Here is an 18,190-nt window from a genome sequence, read left to right as displayed (position 1 = left end):
TGTACCTTGTATAAAAAACTGCCGACTACAGCCGGTCACTGCCGGTCCGCCGGGGCAGGTCCAGGGGAGCCGGCCGGGGCCTGCTGTCCTGCTCCGGGCTGTCCGCCGGCCTGCCATCGTCCGGCCCCGAAGCCAATGCTTCGGTGCCGAACCGGGTCAGGAGGTTACTGATACTCACCGCGGTGCTGTACAGCGATATGGCGATGATCAGCAAGACCGGCTGGACGAAAGCAACAAAACCGGGCACCTCCTCGTTACCGACGATGCTCAGCATCAGGATAATCGAAGGACCGAGCACCACGAACAGGGTCAGGGCAATAAAGAAGACAATCCGCTCCTTGTACCGTCCCAGCTCCCGGTTGGTCACCAGGCCCAGGACAAACTTGCCGATCGCCAGGCCCGCCAGGATGGCGGCGGCAATGCTCAGGTCCGCCTGCATCAGGGTGTCGTACAGACGCCCGTCCCAGAGCCGTTGCATACCGATCACCAGGAAGGGAAAAAGCACGAACAGGATATCGGCGTAGGTTCCGTACATCATGCTCAGCGAATACTGTTCACTGCGTTGGGGCGACCTGTCTGTCATGGCATTTTCCTGTTGTTGCTGTTATCGGATACGCAGGTTTGTGTCGCGGCAGCCGCGCGGGCACGTTCTATCATGTCATCGAGTACGGCCAGTTCACTGCCAATCCGGCTCCAGTCCGGCTCGCCAGGCTCCTTCAATATGGCTTCGAGAATCCCGGCCTGCCGGGTCATCGCCGGGTATCCCATGGCCCCGGCGGTACCCTTGATCTGGTGCGCCTCGGTTCGCAGGGTGTCGGACTGCCGGTTCGCAAGCGCGTCGTCCATCACCCGTTTGCGCTGGGCCAGGCCCTCCAGAAAGCGGGCCACGAGTGCGGCAATTTCCCGGTCTTCATCATGCTTCTGAGCCTCCCGCCCGCGACTGGCCAGATACCGGCCCAGGATGGTTTCCAGGCGGGACTGGTCTATCGGTTTATTCAACACCCCGTCACAGCCGGCTTCAAGCAGGGCATCGGTTTCCTGCTGATCACCGGCGGTGAAGGCAATGATCGGGTGCCGAAATCCAGCCTGACGAAGCAGCCGTGTCGCGGCCACGCCATCCAGCCCGGGCATGTGCCGGTCCATCAACACCAGGTGCACCGTTTCCGACAGTGCCGTGCGCACCGCCCGGTCCCCGCCACTGACGGTAATAACCTCCAGCCCCAGCCGGCGCAGCATGCGCTCCACCAGCTGCCGGTTTTCTTCGTTGTCCTCCGCGACCAGCACCCGGCCCTGGTAATTACTACGCCGGTTTGGCACCACATCCTGTCTCACCACCAGGTAACGGGCCAGCACCTCGTAGAAACACTGCTTGTCGATGGGCTTGGCCAGGTGTTCGTTACAGCCGGCCCGGCGGTAATCGGCAATGTCCTCGGCCATCACGTTGGCGGTCAGGGCAATCACCGGCGTATTCATCCCCGCCTCCCGGAGTGCAGCAGTGGCATCCCGGCCATTCATCACCGGCATCTGGATATCCATCAGAATCAGGTCGAACGGCTCCCGAATGGCCTGTTCCAGGGCTTCGGCACCGTTGACTACATGTACCAGATCCGCGCCAGTGCGCGACACCAACAGGGACACCAGACGCCGGTTGACCTCGTTATCCTCGGCACAGAGAATGCGCCCGGTGAGCCGGGGCGCAGCGACCATCGGAATGGCTCGCCTGCGCTGGCTGAGTTCAGAACCATCCCGGAGAAAATGCACCTGATCCAGCGGGCCGGTACGGATCGCCAGCTCGAACTCGCTGCCCTCACCGTAGGTGCTGGCCACAGTGATATCGCCACCGAGCAGCTCCGCCAGCCGCCGGGAGATGCTCAACCCAAGGCCGGTACCGCCATACTGCCGTGAAATGGCGGCGCTGCCCTGGGCGAACGGGTCGAACAGCCGGCGCAGCTGTTCCGGCTTCATGCCGATCCCGGTATCGACCACCCGGGCCATCAGCATTTCGGTCTCCCGATCACACCTTATGCTCAGGGAGATCGAACCTTTTTCTGTAAATTTGAGCGCATTTCCACACAGATTGATTATGATCTGCCGGAACCGGGTGGGGTCGGTGCGGATCTGCTCGGGCAGCGGATACTCGCAAATGATGGAGAAATCCAGGCCCTTCTCCCGGGCACGGGGAGTGAAGAATGCCCGGATCTCGTCCAGCAGCTCCGGCAGATTGACCGGAATCACATCCACATCAAGCTTGTTGGCATCGATCTTGGAGTGGTCGAGAATGTCGTTGACCAGATCGAGCAGGTGACGGCCGCTACGCACCACCGTCTCGGCGCTGCTCTTCTTTTCGGTCTCGGTCAGGTCCGGGTCCAGCAAAGTCTCGCCATAACCAATGATGGCCGCCAGCGGCGTGCGGATCTCGTGACTCATGTTGGCCAGGAACTGGCTCTTGGCCTCGGCCGAGTTGCGCGCCAGTTCTTTCTCCAGCCGCTCCTGTTCCCGCTCCCGCTCGATCCTCTGGCGCTGTCGGCTCTCGGTCACATCGATGCAGGTGCCCTCCAGATGAGTGGGCTCACCGTCGTTATCGTAGGCGGTATGCAGGGATATGGTGGCCCAGCGTTCCTCGCCATCCCGGGTCAGGTACCGCGCCTCGATGCCCTTCACGGTGCCCCGGGCCTCCAGCTGTTCCACCACCAGACGCCGGAGGCGGTCGTCGGCGATACAGGTTTCCAGCACATCGGGATTACGCCGCAGCAACTCCCGGTTACTGTTGTAACCGAGCATCCGGGCCATAGCCGGGTTGGCGGTCACGAAGCGGCGATCCGGAGACATCTGGAACACCCCCTCCACGGCATTATCGAACAGCGACTGGTAACGGCGGAGGTTGGCCAGAGCCCGCTCACTCCAGCCCAGGGCCTCCCCCTGCACCTGCTTGATGCGGTCAGCCAGGGCAAACGAGAACAGGATGATCTGGGCGGTAAGGCCAAACTGGGGCGAATAGCTGGTGAAGGTGTTCAGCGGCAGGTAACCCATGACGGTCAGGGCATAGATCCCGAACCCGACCAGGGCCAGGGTCCAGGCAAAGAAATAGGACCGCGCCGCCGGGTTGTAGTAGCGCCAGGACAGGTAACTGACCACGATCAGGATGATACTGAGCAGAATGGAGCCCAGCACGATCCATTCCATGGCCACATGGTAGGGCAGGAAGAAACAGAGCACGAAGGTGGCCCCGACTGAATACAGGCACAGGCGGACAATCTGGTCCAGATCCCGGGAACGTTCCCGGGTCTCCAGCAGCGAACGGGCCATCAGCAGGCCCCAGAACCAGGTCAGTACGATCTGGAAGTGCAGGTATTCCTTGTTGAACAGGACCGGGCGGCTGTCCAGCAGCTGCACGCCATGTACCTGCTCGGTGAAGATGAAGATGGTGGCCGAGACCAGGTACAGGACGTAATAGACGTTACTGCGCTCACGAACCGATACCGCGACGAACAGGTTGTAGGCCAGGATCGCCAGCACCGCCCCCAGCAGGACGCCTCGGACCGCTTCGTCCACGGACACCTTTTCAATGTAACTGTCCGGATGCCAGAGACTGATGGGAAGACGGAAGGTATTGGTGTTGGTAATCCGCATGTACACCGTGTTGACGGTGTCCGGCCCCAGCTTCAGGCGGAAGGTCGGGTTGGGAACGGCCAGGTCCCGTTCCTGCCAGTTGTCCTGGTACCCGGCCTGGCGCTGGTCCACCAGCTCGCCGTCACGTACCAGGAAAAGATTGACCTGATCCACCAGAGGCAACGCCAGCTCCAGGATCCAGTCCGTCCGGGCCGCGCCGGATCGGGGCACCAGTTCCATGCGGATCCAGTAGGCGGATTCGGTATAGCCGAAGTTGAGAACGCCGCCCTCATGGCGGGTGAAAGCCCCGGGCTCCAGCGCCCGCACCTCCCGGAACGTCAGGGATTGGCCGGGATCTTCCAGGTACGAGACACAACTGCCCAGGTTCCGGATGCTGCTGGTGTTACGGTCGAGCACCAGCTTGCCGTCGCGGCACAGTTCCTGAGCCGTCACCGTCGACGGCAGCAAAACCAGCGCCAGCAACACCCAGGCCAACAGGGCCGGGACCGAAACCAGGTTTGTGAGCCGTTGCTGCAAAATGTGATCTCCGCGAGGGCAGATGCCGGTGTTATGTTTTATTGTCAGCATTCGGGCCGAAGCGGGCCCCGCGCGTATCCACTTTAGCGGTTAATCATCCGTAACGCATCTCAGGGCCTTCTGAAATGAGACATTCCTGCATTTTCGCTGTCATTTCCCTCGCTTTGGTGAACCTTGGCGGTTGTGGCCTTGAGGACACCGGCCCGTCAGCGTTGAATCCGGCCACCAATGTGGACCCGGTATTCTCCAGCTTCACCCTGACCGAACAGACGTCCACCACCCTGTTCCACGACCTTTCCCTGGCCGTTGAGCCAGCCACGTCAGAAAGCAGCCAGGCCAGCGCTATGGCCAGGGACATCCGCCAGCAGCTGTCCGCGCTGTTCGCCATCATCTACAACGACGCGACGCCTCCAGCGATTAACTCGGTGCGCAACCCTCTGGATCTCATGCGCCGGGTCATCGGTGAAGGGGAGATCGCCAACTTTGTGGAGGCCCGTCAGTACATCAGCGCCCGGATCGACGCCGGCGAAGCCGGCGAGTACAGCAACACCACCAACGATGTGTCTGTCCGCTTCACCGATCAGGGCGCGTTCGAGGAAGGTTTGCCAGTGGCGGACTATGAATGGCGTTATCCCATCGTCAAATGGGTCTACACTCCTGACACCTCGAACCGGGTAACCCGGGTATTTACCTGGGTTTCCTCCGGCACCTTTCCCGAAGGCAGCACCCGGCCGAGCGCGACCCTGGGTACCGAGTTTCTGCCCCGGGATTTCCTGACCACCGGCTACAATGACCAGGCCCGGCTGCACAGCGAAGGCAGTATTGTGATTGAGGGCGAGCGGGAAATGGCGTTTGTTCGTGAGTACGAGGGGCTGAACACGGACACCATCAATATCGACGGCACCAACATTGGCACCAATCAGGGCACCACGGGTGGCCCGGAATTCCCGTTTGCCGGCGAGACGGTCGACTGCCTGAAAATCCGGATGCTTTACGCCGAGCAACGGATCGAGGTCTTTACCTCATTGGATCAGCCGCCGCAGGTGGAGGATCCGGACAACCCCGGTGAACTCATGGCCAATCCCGATTACTGCCTGAACCGGGATGCCTCGACCCACAGCTACCAGACAATGAACACCGGGCTACGCATCTGAAGCGGTATTCAGAGCGGGCCACCGTCCTTCAGGTTCCAGCTCTGCAGGAAGCCCTTCTTGCGATCAAGTAACCGTTGATAGGTCGAAATCAGAATATCGGCGTGGGGCGCCCGACTCATCCGCAGGCTCGCGATCCGGCGTTCGAGGTGCTCGACTTCCGAGCTGATGCGCTCGCGCACATGGCTGCGGACACTGTCGTGGTGATCGAGTTTTACCGCCCGGCGGATGGGTTTTTCGGGGGAAGCTGGCTTGTCCATTTGCGGCCTCGTCCATTGAGTCATGAATAATCCATATTCTTGCAGCGAGAGTCTGCCCCTTTCTGCGGTAGCCTGCAATAAAAATGAATATAGTTTCACTTTTTTTGACGCTTCCCGGGGGCAGGACCACGTCGACCAGCCCATTACACGACGAATCCCCTGCTATAGTTCCTTGTAGCACCAAACCCCCGAATCGGCCAATTCCGGCCCGGAATATATTGAGCACGCCATGACCCAGACCACCATTGCCGACACACTGCGCGAATATCAGTCCCTGCTGGAACTGCTGGACGATGCCTACTGGGAAGCGGGCAGCATCCACCACAAGGATATGCTTTATGACATCATCAGCGTTCTGAGCCAGGAGATTGCGGAGATCAACAAGCTGAACACTCAGGACCACCACTATCCCTACGAAGTTATCACCGAAGGGATGCGGCGCCTGGTGCCCAAGCTGGAGCGGCTGGATGAACAACGTGAGGATGTAATCCAGCGCACCCAGACGCTGACTGATTTCCGGGACCTGCTGTCATCGGTCCTCGGTATCCTGGAAGCGCAGGTCCAGACCCTGTAATCAGGCAGCCACCAGCGGCCGCTGGGTCTCCGGAATCAGTGGAAACTGCCGGCACACGGTATAGACAAATTTCGCCAGCGCCGGCAGGTGGTGCGCGACAATGGGCAGCCCGGTGTTGAGCAGGCTGACGGAAATATCCCGGGCCGGATCGGCCCAGCACAGCTTGTTGATCAGGCCCACGTGGCCGAAGGCGTAACGGCTGTTCGGCCCCCACAGGCCGACGGGATTGCCACCAAGCATCATGCCGGCACTGAACCGCATGGGAACCAGCATGGTTCGGTCAATTTGCAGGGAGCCGAACTGCTGGATGGCCCGCTTGACCGTGATTTCGCTGCAGATCCTGTGGCCGTTCCAGACACCCCCGTTGAGCATCATCTGGAAGAATCGGCCCATTTCCTCGGCGGTCCCGCACAGGTTCCCGGCCGGAATCACCGCCTCCTGGAACCGCGGGTCGTTGGTCACCGACTCCACCGTTCCGATATCGCCGCCCAGGGCCCGTCGCACCACCCAGGACACCGGGAAATGCGGTGTCGGACCGGTGGCGTAATTCACTGCCAGGTCATTGAGATTCTCCGGCGCAATGCCATAGGTGAACCACTTCATCCCCATGGGCTTGCGCAGGTGCTTGTCCAGGTAGTTCTCGATGGTGTCGCCGGTGACCTTTTCCAGCACCCGCTGCAACACGAAACCACCGGTGATTGCATGGTAGGCGACCTTGGCACCGTCCACTTCCACCGGCCGGGCCTGACACAGGATGCGCCAGATCTCTTCCCGGTCCCAGAGCACTTCGATGGGAGTCTCCCTGGGAATGGCCGGAATCCCGCCCCGGTGGGAAAGAATCTGGTGAACGGTAATGGTCCGCTTGCCACGGCGGGCAAACTCCGGGCAGTAATAGGACACCGGGTCCATCAGGTTTACCAGCCCCTGCTCGGACAGCATATGCATCAACAATGCCGTGACCGCCTTGGAGGCGGAGAAATAGCAGACCGGGGTGTCGGTGGTCATCGGCACCCGCACCACGTCGCGGCCGTCGTGGGGACCGTTACCACTGGCATGGCCGATGGCCCGGTGCAGCACCTGCTGACCCCGGTGCCGGACCGAAACCTGGATACCGGGGTGGACCCCGGTACGGTACAGCGCTTCGACGCTCTGCCAGACCGCCTCGACGGTTTCCCGGCTGATACCGGCGGTATCCGGGTGTTCACCGGCAACGTCCCGGCTGGTGACGGAACTCAGGTCCTTGGCAATCAATGAAGTATTCAGGGCTCGACGGGCAATGGGGATCATGGCTGGTACTCTGACATCCTGGACTGTTTTTATTGTAGTGTGGACAGCCCGACCATTGCTGGCATTGGCCGAAGTGGAACCGCAGACGCGTCACTGGTTGCACTCAGCCCCGGGCATCCGTCCGGTCATTATGATCAGCTTCGGCCTCCGGCGCCATCACCACACAGTTCCGACCCCGGCTCTTGGCGGCGTACATGGCACGGTCCGCCGCGGCACACAGGGTGGCCGCATCGGCGCCGTGGTCCGGATAGACCGCCGCACCGACGCTGATGGTCATGGGAACCGCCGGGCCGTCGTTGATCGGATGCAGCTGGCCACTGACCCGGTGGCGGATCCGTTCCGCGGTTTCGTGGGCTTCACGGACCCCCATCTCGGGCAGGATGATGACAAACTCCTCGCCACCGAACCGGCCCACCGAGTCGACACTGCGCACACTGTCATCGAGCAACTTGCTGACGGACCTCAGCACCGAATCGCCGGCAGCGTGGCCGTAGGTGTCGTTGATCTCCTTGAAGTGATCAAAATCCACCCACAACAGGGCCATGGGGCGGTTATAGCGGCGCGCCCGTTCCAGCTCTTCCTCCAGCAGGCGCGAGCTTTCCCGCCGGTTATACAGGCCGGTCAGGGGATCGCGGGTTGCCAGCTCCTCCAGCTCATCCTCCAGTGCTTTGCGATCGGAAATATCCAGGATGATGCCTTCCAGCAGGATTTCGCCGTCATCGTCCTCGACCCCACGGCCACGTTCCCAGACCCAGATCTGCCGGCCATCCTTGCGAATCAGCGGATATTCGATGGAAAAAGATTCGCGGTTCTCGACCGCCCGGCGAACTTCGTCGAGCACTTTGTCACTGCTCTCGGGATCGGCGATAAGCTCGGCAAAGCTGACCTTGCGGTTGCGCACCAGTTCCCCCGGCAGGTAGCCGGTCAGCCGTTCACAGCCCTGGGACACGAACAGCATGGTCCAGTGTTCGTCAAAACGGCAGCGATAGGCCATGCCCGGCAGGTTGTCCATCAGCACCGACAGCTGACGCTCCCGTTGGCGCAACGCCAGGCGCTGATCATACTGCAGTGCCAGCAGTTTGCGATCCTTGTGGAACTGGCGAAGGGTGGCGGCAAACAGGACAGCACCGGTCACCACGACGAACAGGAAGCCCTTCCAGGTCTGCACCAGGGACAGGGTGTCGGCGTCAGAAAACCAGGCTTCCACCAGGCGGTCCGAGAATACGATCCAGACCAGTCCCACCGCGATATAGATCGCAGCCGCCCACAGGGCCCGGCGGGCGGGACCCCGGTGATCGGACAATCGCCTGTTCCGCTGCTTGTCGACACCGGTTGAAGCCATGGATACCCTGTTATGAGATAACGGTGCTGGATGTGTACGAAAATAGCCGCACCGGCCCCATAAGTCGAGCATAATGCCAGTCGCCCGGCCAACCGCAACAGGAGTAATCATGACCCCCGGAATCAACGTGGCGAAGAAAGCCAGGGTCCCCCACCGGATTCACGAATACGAGCATGACCCCAACAGCGAGAGCTACGGCAACGAGGCGGCGGAGAAGACCGGCGCCGATCCGGCCCGGGTGTTCAAGACCCTTGTGGCCTCGATAGACAACCGGGAACTGGTGGTGGGGGTGCTGCCGGTGACCGCCATGCTCAGCATGAAACTGATCGCCAGGGCAGCCGGCGGCAAGAAGGCTACCATGGCAGACAAACAGGAAGTCCAGCGGTCCACGGGCTATGTTCTTGGCGGCGTCAGCCCCCTCGGCCAGAAACGGCGCCTGAGAACCTTTATCGACCAGTCCGCCCGCAACTTCGACACCATCTATGTCAGCGCCGGCCGCAGGGGCATGGAAATTGAACTGGCGCCGGAGGATCTGGCCAACCTGACCGACGGTCGTTTTTCCGATCTACAGCAGGAGTAAACCGTGTCCCACGCAATGGAACTGCTTCTGATCGGCAGCATTATGCTTCTGGCCCTGGGTGCCCATTCGGTGGGCCAACGGCTTCATGTTCCGCGGGTTACGTTACTCATTCTGGTGGGCGCTCTGGCCGGCCCAGAGGTGCTGAATGTTGTCCCGGTCAGAGCCAGTGAAAACTTCGGCCTGGTGACTGAACTGACACTTGCCATGGTCGGCTTCCTGCTCGGAGAGAGAATGTCTTTCCGGGATCTGCGTCAGGGCCGTCAGGCCATCATTATCAGCCTGTCGGTTACTCTGATCACCGCGTTGGTAATTTTCCTTGCCACCTGGGCTGTCACCGGAAATCTGCCCGCGGCATTACTGCTCGGGGCCATTGCCACCGCCACCGACCCGGCAGCAACTCTGGACGTCATCAGACAAACCGAATCCCGGGGGCCCCTCACCCGGGTGGTCGCGCAGGTGGTTGCCATCGACGATGCCTGGGGCGCCATGCTGTTCAGTATTCTGCTGGTATTTGTCGAACTGCTCGCCGGCAATGGCGCCACCGTCATGGAAACCATGACGCACGGGATAACCGAGGTGGCCGGCGCCCTTATCCTTGGTGTGCTTCTGGGTCTGCCCATGGCTTGGCTTACCGGTCGCATCAAGCCTGGCGAACCAATGCTGCTGGAATCGGCTGGTTTCGTGTTTCTGGCTGCGGGTATCGCAGGTATTCTGGAGGTTTCCTACCTGCTGACCTGCATGTCCCTTGGCGTCACCGTGGCGAATGCTGCCCGGCATCATATTCGCCCGTTCCGGTCCATCGAGGGCATTGCAGAGCCGTTTCTGGCGATGTTTTTCTTCCTGGCGGGTTTCGGTCTGGACTGGTCGGTATTGCCCACAATCGGGTTGCTCGGCGCGGTCTACATTATTGCCCGGATTACCGGCCGGGTGCTGGGCGGGTATGCCGGCGGGCTGCTTGCCGGTTCGGAACGGGAAATCCGGTTACGCAACGGCGCCTGCCTGCTGCCCCAGGCAGGGGTTGCGATGGGTCTGGCGCTGGTAGCAACGGACCGAATGCCGGAGCTGACCTACCTGCTACCGCTGGTGATCGGCACAACGGTTATTTTCGAGCTTCTGGGTCCACCGGTCACGATGCTCAACCTGCGGCGCTCAGGCGAAGCCGGCCGTGGGGTTGAGGACGAACAGGACGAAGACTGACAGCAGGCAATAAAAAACCCGGAGAACCCTCAGGTAATCCGGGTTTGCGGGCCGGGTTCATAACCCGGCCCCGATCCAGACACCTTACTTCACGGATGCGCGGGCATCCTCGAGGATCTTGTTGAGAGTCTTGCTCGGCTGCATGACCTCGCAGACCTTCTCCATCGGCGGGTGATAGTAACCACCGATATCCGCGGGATGACCCTGCACAACTGTCATCTCTTCCAGGATCTTGTCCTTGTTCTCTTCCAGCTGCTTGGACAGCTTGGTGAAGAACTCCTTCAGTTCCTTGTCCTCGTCCTGCTTGGACAGTTCTTCCGCCCAGTAACGGGCCAGGTGGAAGTGGGAACCACGGTTGTCCAGCTCGCCGGTAACCCGGGACGGAGACTGGTTGTTCTCCAGCAGGCGCTCGGTGGCCTTGTCCAGGGTCTGGCCCAGCAGGCGGGCACGCTCGTTGTGCTGCTTTTCACCCAGCTCGTCCAGGGACACGGCGGTAGCCAGGAACTCGCCCAGGGAATCCCAGCGCAGGTGGTTTTCCTGGATCAGCTGTTGCACGTGCTTGGGTGCGGAACCGCCGGCACCGGTCTCGTACAGACCACCACCATTGAGCAGCGGTACGATGGACAGCATTTTGGCACTGGTGCCCAGTTCCAGAATCGGGAACAGGTCGGTCAGGTAGTCACGCAGGACGTTGCCGGTCACGGAGATGGTATCCAGACCACGGATCAGACGCTCCATGGTCCAGCGGATGGCGCGGACCGGAGACATGATGCGGATGTCCAGACCTTCGGTATCGTGATCCTTCAGGTAGGTCTCAACCTTCTTGATCAGCTGGGCGTCGTGGGCACGCTCGTCGTCCAGCCAGAACACCGCCGGCATACCGGTGGCACGGGCACGGTTGACTGCCAGCTTGACCCAATCGCGGATCGGCAGGTCCTTGGTCTGGCAGGCACGCCAGATGTCGCCTTCTTCGACGTTGTGCTCGGTCAGCACGGTACCGTCCTCGGTCACTACGCGGACAATGCCGTCTTCCTTGATTTCGAAGGTCTTGTCGTGGGAACCATATTCCTCGGCCTTCTGGGCCATCAGACCTACGTTCGGCACGGTACCCATGGTGGTGGGATCAAAAGCACCGTGGGTCTTACAGAAGTTGATCACTTCCTGGTAGATGGTGGCGTAGGTGGACTCCGGCATCACCGCCTTGGTGTCCTTGAGCTTGTTGTCCCGCGCCCACATCTTGCCGGAGTTACGGATCATCGCCGGCATGGAGGCGTCAACGATGACGTCGCTCGGTACGTGCAGGTTGGTGATACCCTTAACGGAATCCACCATGGCGATTTCCGGACGGTGCTCATAGCATGCGTGCAGGTCTTCCTGGATCTGCTCCTGCTTGGATTCCGGCAGCTGCTTGATCTTCTCGATCACACTGGAGAGACCGTTGTTCGGGTTCACACCGATTTCGTCGAACAGCTCACCATACTTGTCGAACAGGTCCTTGTAGAAAACCTTCACCGCGTGACCGAACACGATCGGGTGGGAGATTTTCATCATGGTGGCTTTCACGTGCAGGGAGAACATCACCCCGGTGTTCTCGCAATCGGCGATGGCATCCTCGAAGAACTTCACCAGCGCCTTCTTGCTCATGAACATGCCGTCGAGCACTTCGCCTTCCTGCAGCGGCAGGTCGGATTTCAGGACGGTCTGCTCACCCTTCTTGTTCTCGAACACGATGCGGGCATTGGTGGCCTTGTCCAGTGTTACGGACTGCTCGCTGGAGTAGAAGTCGCCACCACGCATGTGCGCCACGTGGGTACGGGAGGCCGGGCTCCACTCACCCATGGTGTGCGGGTATTTGCGGGCGAAGGCCTTGACCGCGGCCGGGGCGCGACGGTCGGAGTTGCCTTCACGCAGTACCGGGTTGACGGCACTGCCCAGGACCTTGCTGTAACGGGCCTGGATTTCTTTCTCTTCGTCGGTTTCCGGATGCTCCTTGTACTCGGGCACCTTGTAGCCCTGCTCGTTCAGCTCCTTGATGGCTGCCCGCAACTGAGGGATGGACGCGGAGATGTTCGGCAACTTGATGATGTTGGCGTCCGGATCCTTGGTGTACTCACCCAATTCAGCCAGGGCATCCGGAACCCGCTGGTCTTCCTCGAGGTAGTCGGGAAACGCTGCCAGGATACGCGCCGCGAGAGAGATATCACTGGTTTCGAAGTCGATACCAGCCGGCTTGGCGAAGGTTTCCAGGATGGGAAGCAGTGACCGGGTGGCGAGGGCGGGGGCCTCGTCGGTCAGTGTGTAGACAATCTTGGCTTTGGATGATGTCATTTTCGTCCTCAGGCTATTGGGTGGGTTCAGGACGGTCATTGCAGGGTCAGGCGTCTTTTGGACGTCCGGCCTGTGCCATGACTGATTTCGGAACTTTTGATAGACCTACTAAGATACCATTTTTTCGTAATTTTTGGTTACGATCTTAGTATTAGAACGGACTAAAAATGCCTGATCTTCGGTTACAGGACGATGAAATGGCGGGAATTTACGAAATTTTCTAACATTATGAGTTTTATAACTTTGGAGTGACGCGGTGTGGGAAGGGGCGCCCGAAACCCGCTCCTTCGGCACGTCCCTGTGACGCTTGAGCTCCGCCATCCATGGCTCCGCACAGTTTCGGGCGCCCCTTCCCACACCGCTTGGCAGACTGCACAGCTGCCTTCAAGGCGTCTCAAAAAAAGGACTTTGGACGCCAGTTTGTCAACAATCCAACCAGTCGCGTCGGTCAATCCGCCGGTAACAGATTCGCTTCTGCCAACCGCTCCCGGATCTGATCCAGGGCTTCCGGATTGCCAAGGGCATCCCGATTGTCGGCTTTTTTCGAGCCGTTGATCAGCCGGGCCACCGCCAGCTCTACCTTCTTGCCGCTACGGGTGTAGGGGATGTCCGGCACCTGGACGATGTGTTTGGGCACATGCCGGGGGCTGGCGCCTTCGCGGATTCGGGTTTTGAGCTGTTTTTTCAGGTCGTCGGTGACGTCCTGGCCGTCGGCAGGGACGACCAGCAACACCACTTCCACGTCACCTTCGATCTGGCGGCCGACCACGAGGCTGTCTTTGACCTCGGGGATGGTTTCCACCTGGCGGTAGATTTCGGCGGTGCCGATGCGCACGCCGCCGGGGTTGAGGGTGGCGTCGGAGCGGCCGTAGATGATGGCGCCACCGTGTTCGGTGAATTCGATGAAATCGCCGTGGGCCCAGACACCCGGGAAGGTGTTGAAGTAGGCGTCGCGGTAGCGCTCGCCGTTCGGGTCGTCCCAGAAGCACACGGGCATGGACGGTAGGGGCTGGCGGCAGACGAGTTCGCCTCGGCCTTCGCTCACCGGTTTGCCGTCATCGCCATAGGCGACGGCGTCGACGCCGAGGAAGCGGCACTGGATTTCGCCGCGGCGTACCGGCAGCAGTGGGGTGGAGCCCACGAAGCAGCCGCAGATGTCGGTGCCACCGGCGATGGAGCCGAGCAGTACATTCGGGGCGCCGTCGGTGTACACCCAGTCGTAGTCTTCCGGCAGCAGCGGGGAGCCGGTGGAAAACACCACGCGCAGGGCGCTCTGGTCCAGGGTTTTCGCGGGCTGGAGTTCGGCCTTGCGGCAGCCGGCGATGAAGCGGGCGCTGGTGCCGAAGTGGGTGACCTTTTCTTCGGCCACGGTGTCCCACAGGAAACTGAGGCTGGGGTAGCCCGGGGAGCCGTCGACGGTGATCACGGCGGCGCCGGTCAGCAGGGCGGAGGCCTGCCAGTTCCACATCATCCAGCCGCAGGTGGTGAAGTACAGGAAGCGGTCCTCGGGGCCGACGTCGCCGTGCAACATCAGTTCCTTGGCGTGGTTGACCAGCAGGCCGGCGGTGCCGTGGACGATGCACTTGGGTTTGCCGGTGGTGCCGGAGGAATACAGGATGTAGACCGGATGATCCGGGTCCATCGGGGTGAAGGACGGGGCCTGGCCACGGCCTGCGGCCAGGGCATCTTCCCAGGTGGTGACCAGCTCGCCGGGGATGGGGGCTTCGTCCGGCAGCTGCGGGATACTGACAACGGTCTTGAGAGAAGGCAGGCCGGCGATCAGTTCGGCGAAGTCGTCCTGGCGGGCGAACACCTTGCCGCCGTAGCCATAGCCGTTCACCACGATCAGCGCCGCAGGCTCGATCTGTCCGAAGCGGTCGTTGATAGCGCCGATGCCGAAATCCGGGGAGGCGGAGCTCCAGATCGCGCCCATGCTGGTGGCGGCCAGCATGCCCACCATGGCTTCGTAGCCGTTGGTGACCACACCCGCGACCCGGTCGCCCTGTCCGATACCCTTGCTGCGAAGGAAGGCTTCAAGGGCGCCGGCGTCGGCTTTGAGTTCGGCGTAGGTCTTGCGCAGGACCGGACGGGTTTCACAGTAGGCCACCACGGCCTCTTTGTCGGCGTGGTCGCCATCCGCCAGCCGTAGCAGGTTGGCAGCGAAGTTCAGCTTCATGCCGGGGAACCACTCGGCGCCGGGCATTTCCCGCTTGCCCAGCACCTTGTCCGCGGGCGTGTCACAGACCAGGCCACAGTAGTCCCAGACCTTCTGCCAGAAGGTGTCGAGCTCAGTGATGGACCACTGGTGCAGGGCATGGTAGTCGGCAAACGGACCGAAGCCCTGCTGCTCCAGCCAGGCCTTGAACCGGCCCATGCGGGAGTGCGTCAGGGTGTCTTCCGTGGGAGACCAGACTACCGGTGATTGTTCTTGATTGCTCATCCGTCTCTCCTGAGTGTTACTGCATATGCCAGCCGTGACTGACCACGATCGACTGGCCGGTCAGGGCAGCGGACGGGAAAGCGGCCAGGTGAACGGCCAGTTCCGCAACGTCTTCGAGGGTGGTGAACTCCCCGTCCACAGTGTTCTTCAACATGACTTTGCTGATCACTTCCTCTTCGGAAATGCCCAGCTCCCTGGCCTGTTCCGGAATTTGCTTGTCCACCAGAGGGGTACGCACGAACCCGGGGCAGATGATGTTGCTCCGCACGCCGTGTTCTGCCCCCTCCTTCGCCACCGCCCGGCACAGTCCCAGCATGCCATGCTTGGCCGCCACATAGGGCGCTTTCAGCGGTGAGGCTTCCAGCGAGTGCACCGAGCCCATGTACAGCATGGTGCCACCACCGCTCTGATACATGTGCTTCAGCGCGGCACGGGTCACCAGGAAAGCGCCATCGAGGTGTACGCTCATGACCTTGCTCCAGTCGGAAAAGGCGAGCTTGTGTACCGGGTCGATGTGCTGAACGCCGGCATTCGCCAGAGCGATGTCCAGACCGCCCCACTGTTTAACCACAAAGTTTACGTTTACGTCAACTTCTTCTTCGTTGGTGACATCCATTTTAAGTGCCATGGCGGTGCCACCCGCCTGCTCGATGGCCGCCACGGTTTCCTGGGCGGACTCGAGTGTCAGGTCCGCAACGGCAACCTTCGCGCCTTCACGAGCATAGGCCTCGGCGATGGCACGGCCAATGCCCCGACCGGCCCCGGTAATCAGGGCAATACGATTTTCCAGACGCATTTTTGTTTTCTCCTTAGTCGTAAGCCACGCTAGGCAGCCAGGTTGCAATCTCCGGTACCAGGAAGACGATCGCCAGCGCTACCAGCTGAATAATGATGAACGGCACCACGCCCCGGTATATATCCGTGACTTTAATTTCCGGTGGCGCTACCCCTTTAATGTAGAACAGGGCGAAGCCGACCGGGGGCGTCAGGAACGACGTCTGCAGGCACATGGCAAACAGGATGGTGAACCAGACCAGATCAAAGCCAAGGCTTTCCACCACCGGCGCCACCAGAGGCAGGATGATCAGGGTGATCTCGACCCAGTCCAGGAAGAAGCCCAGGAGGAACACCGCAAACAGGATCGTCAGCACGACCCCATAGGGTCCGAATGGTAATCCAAGCAGCGCTTCCTCAATAACCCGGTCACCACCCAGCCCCCGCAATACCACAGAGAAGGCGGTTGCACCCAGGAAGATGGCAAAGATGAAGGCGGCCGTACGAGTGGTCTGCTGCATGGAAGAATTGAGCACGTTCAGGCTCAGTCGGCCCGACATCAATGCCAGCAGCAGGGCGCCAAGAGCGCCAACACCGGAAGCTTCCGTCGGAGTTGCGATGCCGGCAAAGATGGAGCCCAGCACACCCAGGATCAGCGCGGCCGTCGGAACAACGGCTTTCGCCACTTCCCAGACAATGCCCCAGGTCACTTTCTCTGTTCCTTCCGGCACCGGCGCAATGTGCGGTTGCAGCATGGGACGGATGATAGCGTAGGCCACGTACATGGCACCCAGCATCAGGCCGGGAAAGAACGCGCCCATGAACAGGTCGCCTACTGACGCTTCGGGAACCGCCAGGCGGTCTGCCATCAGCACCAGCATGATAGAAGGCGGAATCAGGATACCCAGGGTCCCGGTGGCACAGGCGGTGCCCACGGCAAAGCCCTTGTCATACTTGTTTTCCATCATCACCGGCAGGGACAGCATGCCCAGCAGGACCACCGAGGCGCCAATGATACCGGTGGTCGCGGCCAACAGTACGCCGATAACAATGACCGTCACTGCATAGCCGCCGCGAACGGCCCCAAACAGTTTGACCATGCTGTTCATCAACCGCTCGGCAACCCCGGACTGGTCTAGCATGATGCCCATGAAGATAAACATGGGGAGGGCGACAAGGGTCTCGCTGCTTACAACCTTCCATATTCGCTCGGGTACAAGCCCCATGGACGAGGAGTAGTCAAACCACAGATTGGCACCAAAATTCTCAACGGCGACGACACCGACAACGGTCCAGATAACCGCTGTGCCACCCAACACCCAGGCGACCGGATAGCCGGTCATCAACAGCGCCCCGAAGGTCAGGAACATGCCGATTACGAAAAGGGTTTCAAGTTCCATCAGGACGCATCCTCTTTCTTGTTCTTATCGGACTCGACCCGGATTGGCTTCGGAAAGCCGAAAAGCAGGGCAGTAACTTTCAGCAGGCGGGACAGGGCAGCAATGATCAGCAGAACAAAAGACAATGTCATAATGCCCTTCAGAATCCAGCGGTGCGGAAGCCCGGCAGGTGCCTGGCTGGTCTCCCCCTGTTCCCACGAGCTGAAGGCGTAGGGGACCATTTCGTTGACCGCCAGCGCGAGAAACGGCAGCAACAGAAAGACGATACCGAACAGTTCAATCCAGGCCTGGCCTTTGAGCGACAGGCGCTCATGGATGACATCCACCCTGACATGATCATCTGTTACCAGGGTATAGCCCAACCCCAACAACCAACCGGCACCGGCCAGATGCCACTGGACTTCCTCCAGGGTTACCGAGCCCATACCAAAGGCGTAGCGACCCACCACTGCGTAGATGATCACGCCGGTGACCACAAACCAGAGCCAGGAAGCACTCTTACCTATCGCAGAGATCACACCATCCATTAACTGGCTGAGTCGGGTGGTCGGGAACTCGGTGTGATGATGAATAAATTGACCGGCGTCCGACGCCGATGCGTGCACATCGGTCGATGAGCCTTTATCAGACACTGCCATACAACAGTTCCTCGTTCAGAAAGCCTGCCGTGAAACAAGGATGGCCCCGCAGGGCCATCCAGACTTGATCAGA

General features: G+C 60.7%; 14 protein-coding genes. 4 read left to right on the top strand and 10 right to left on the bottom strand.

Annotation, left to right across the window (positions count from 1 at the left end; all coding sequences use genetic code 11):
• Positions 1-25: 25 nt before the first annotated feature.
• Together DET50_RS10010 and DET50_RS10005 are read right to left on the bottom strand one after the other, a co-directional pair.
• Positions 26-583 carry a hypothetical protein gene (locus DET50_RS10010; protein ID WP_113862716.1) on the bottom strand — a complete coding sequence of 186 codons (558 nt, stop codon included), beginning with the start codon at positions 581-583 and terminating at the stop codon, positions 26-28.
• Positions 580-4,197 carry a response regulator gene (locus tag DET50_RS10005; RefSeq protein ID WP_113862715.1) on the bottom strand — a complete coding sequence of 1,206 codons (3,618 nt, stop codon included), beginning with the start codon at positions 4,195-4,197 and terminating at the stop codon, positions 580-582. The genes DET50_RS10010 and DET50_RS10005 overlap by 4 nt, the downstream gene beginning before the upstream one ends.
• Positions 4,198-4,271: 74 nt before the next feature.
• Between DET50_RS10005 and DET50_RS10000 the strand changes: the two genes are divergently transcribed.
• Positions 4,272-5,300 carry a hypothetical protein gene (locus DET50_RS10000; RefSeq protein ID WP_113862714.1) on the top strand — a complete coding sequence of 343 codons (1,029 nt, stop codon included), beginning with the start codon at positions 4,272-4,274 and terminating at the stop codon, positions 5,298-5,300.
• Between the two features lie 8 nt (positions 5,301-5,308).
• Here DET50_RS10000 and DET50_RS09995 read toward each other — a convergent pair whose 3' ends face one another.
• Positions 5,309-5,557 (bottom strand): hypothetical protein, encoded by a 249-nt coding sequence (locus tag DET50_RS09995; protein ID WP_113862713.1) that lies wholly within the window; start codon positions 5,555-5,557, stop codon positions 5,309-5,311.
• 229 nt (positions 5,558-5,786) lie between these two features.
• Here DET50_RS09995 and DET50_RS09990 point away from each other — a divergent pair, with 229 nt between their 5' ends.
• Positions 5,787-6,131, top strand: a complete 345-nt coding sequence (locus DET50_RS09990) for a hypothetical protein (protein WP_113862712.1) — start codon at positions 5,787-5,789, stop codon at positions 6,129-6,131.
• On the opposite strand, the gene DET50_RS09985 is transcribed toward DET50_RS09990, so the two are convergent.
• Together DET50_RS09985 and DET50_RS09980 are read right to left on the bottom strand one after the other, a co-directional pair.
• Complete coding sequence (locus tag DET50_RS09985) at positions 6,132-7,418, bottom strand: serine hydrolase domain-containing protein (RefSeq protein ID WP_113862711.1); 1,287 nt, start codon at positions 7,416-7,418, stop codon at positions 6,132-6,134.
• Positions 7,419-7,521: 103 nt separating this feature from the next.
• On the bottom strand, positions 7,522-8,760 hold the full coding sequence (locus DET50_RS09980; protein ID WP_113862710.1) for a sensor domain-containing diguanylate cyclase: 1,239 nt from the start codon (positions 8,758-8,760) through the stop codon (positions 7,522-7,524).
• A 109-nt stretch (positions 8,761-8,869) separates the two neighbouring features.
• Here DET50_RS09980 and ybaK point away from each other — a divergent pair, with 109 nt between their 5' ends.
• Together ybaK and DET50_RS09970 are read left to right on the top strand one after the other, a co-directional pair.
• Complete coding sequence (gene ybaK, locus DET50_RS09975; RefSeq protein ID WP_113862709.1) at positions 8,870-9,340, top strand: Cys-tRNA(Pro) deacylase; 471 nt, start codon at positions 8,870-8,872, stop codon at positions 9,338-9,340.
• Between the two features lie 3 nt (positions 9,341-9,343).
• Positions 9,344-10,537 carry a cation:proton antiporter gene (locus DET50_RS09970; protein ID WP_113862708.1) on the top strand — a complete coding sequence of 398 codons (1,194 nt, stop codon included), beginning with the start codon at positions 9,344-9,346 and terminating at the stop codon, positions 10,535-10,537.
• A gap of 84 nt (positions 10,538-10,621) precedes the next feature.
• On the opposite strand, the gene DET50_RS09965 is transcribed toward DET50_RS09970, so the two are convergent.
• The 5 genes from DET50_RS09965 to DET50_RS09945 form a co-directional block, all read right to left on the bottom strand.
• Positions 10,622-12,865 (bottom strand): NADP-dependent isocitrate dehydrogenase, encoded by a 2,244-nt coding sequence (locus tag DET50_RS09965; RefSeq protein WP_113862707.1) that lies wholly within the window; start codon positions 12,863-12,865, stop codon positions 10,622-10,624.
• Positions 12,866-13,313: 448 nt separating this feature from the next.
• On the bottom strand, positions 13,314-15,305 hold the full coding sequence (locus DET50_RS09960) for an acetoacetate--CoA ligase (RefSeq protein ID WP_113862706.1): 1,992 nt from the start codon (positions 15,303-15,305) through the stop codon (positions 13,314-13,316).
• 16 nt (positions 15,306-15,321) lie between these two features.
• A complete protein-coding gene (locus DET50_RS09955) occupies positions 15,322-16,101 on the bottom strand; it encodes a 3-hydroxybutyrate dehydrogenase (RefSeq protein WP_113862705.1) in 780 nt (259 codons plus the stop codon).
• 13 nt (positions 16,102-16,114) lie between these two features.
• The gene (locus DET50_RS09950; RefSeq protein WP_113862704.1) at positions 16,115-17,479 is read right to left on the bottom strand and encodes a TRAP transporter large permease; all 1,365 of its coding nucleotides are present in this window, start codon (positions 17,477-17,479) and stop codon (positions 16,115-16,117) included.
• On the bottom strand, positions 17,479-18,117 hold the full coding sequence (locus DET50_RS09945) for a TRAP transporter small permease subunit (RefSeq protein ID WP_113862703.1): 639 nt from the start codon (positions 18,115-18,117) through the stop codon (positions 17,479-17,481). The genes DET50_RS09950 and DET50_RS09945 overlap by 1 nt, the downstream gene beginning before the upstream one ends.
• Positions 18,118-18,190: the final 73 nt, after the last annotated feature.

The sequence above is a fragment of the Marinobacter pelagius genome (assembly GCF_003315345.1).
Lineage (GTDB): Bacteria > Pseudomonadota > Gammaproteobacteria > Pseudomonadales > Oleiphilaceae > Marinobacter > Marinobacter pelagius_A.
This window is presented reverse-complemented; position numbering and strand designations above follow the sequence as displayed.

Bases quoted from the DNA above. Each gene is read 5' to 3' on its own strand.
- DET50_RS09990 (WP_113862712.1), top strand. From the start codon at position 5,787: ATGACCCAGACCACCATTGCCGACACACTGCGCGAATATCAGTCCCTG.
- DET50_RS09985 (WP_113862711.1), bottom strand. From the start codon at position 7,418: ATGATCCCCATTGCCCGTCGAGCCCTGAATACTTCATTGATTGCCAAG.
- DET50_RS10000 (WP_113862714.1), top strand. From the start codon at position 4,272: ATGAGACATTCCTGCATTTTCGCTGTCATTTCCCTCGCTTTGGTGAAC.
- DET50_RS09995 (WP_113862713.1), bottom strand. From the start codon at position 5,557: ATGGACAAGCCAGCTTCCCCCGAAAAACCCATCCGCCGGGCGGTAAAA.
- DET50_RS10010 (WP_113862716.1), bottom strand. From the start codon at position 583: ATGACAGACAGGTCGCCCCAACGCAGTGAACAGTATTCGCTGAGCATG.
- DET50_RS09955 (WP_113862705.1), bottom strand. From the start codon at position 16,101: ATGCGTCTGGAAAATCGTATTGCCCTGATTACCGGGGCCGGTCGGGGC.
- DET50_RS09960 (WP_113862706.1), bottom strand. From the start codon at position 15,305: ATGAGCAATCAAGAACAATCACCGGTAGTCTGGTCTCCCACGGAAGAC.
- DET50_RS09945 (WP_113862703.1), bottom strand. From the start codon at position 18,117: ATGGCAGTGTCTGATAAAGGCTCATCGACCGATGTGCACGCATCGGCG.
- DET50_RS09965 (WP_113862707.1), bottom strand. From the start codon at position 12,865: ATGACATCATCCAAAGCCAAGATTGTCTACACACTGACCGACGAGGCC.
- DET50_RS09980 (WP_113862710.1), bottom strand. From the start codon at position 8,760: ATGGCTTCAACCGGTGTCGACAAGCAGCGGAACAGGCGATTGTCCGAT.
- DET50_RS09950 (WP_113862704.1), bottom strand. From the start codon at position 17,479: ATGGAACTTGAAACCCTTTTCGTAATCGGCATGTTCCTGACCTTCGGG.
- ybaK (WP_113862709.1), top strand. From the start codon at position 8,870: ATGACCCCCGGAATCAACGTGGCGAAGAAAGCCAGGGTCCCCCACCGG.
- DET50_RS10005 (WP_113862715.1), bottom strand. From the start codon at position 4,197: ATGCTGACAATAAAACATAACACCGGCATCTGCCCTCGCGGAGATCAC.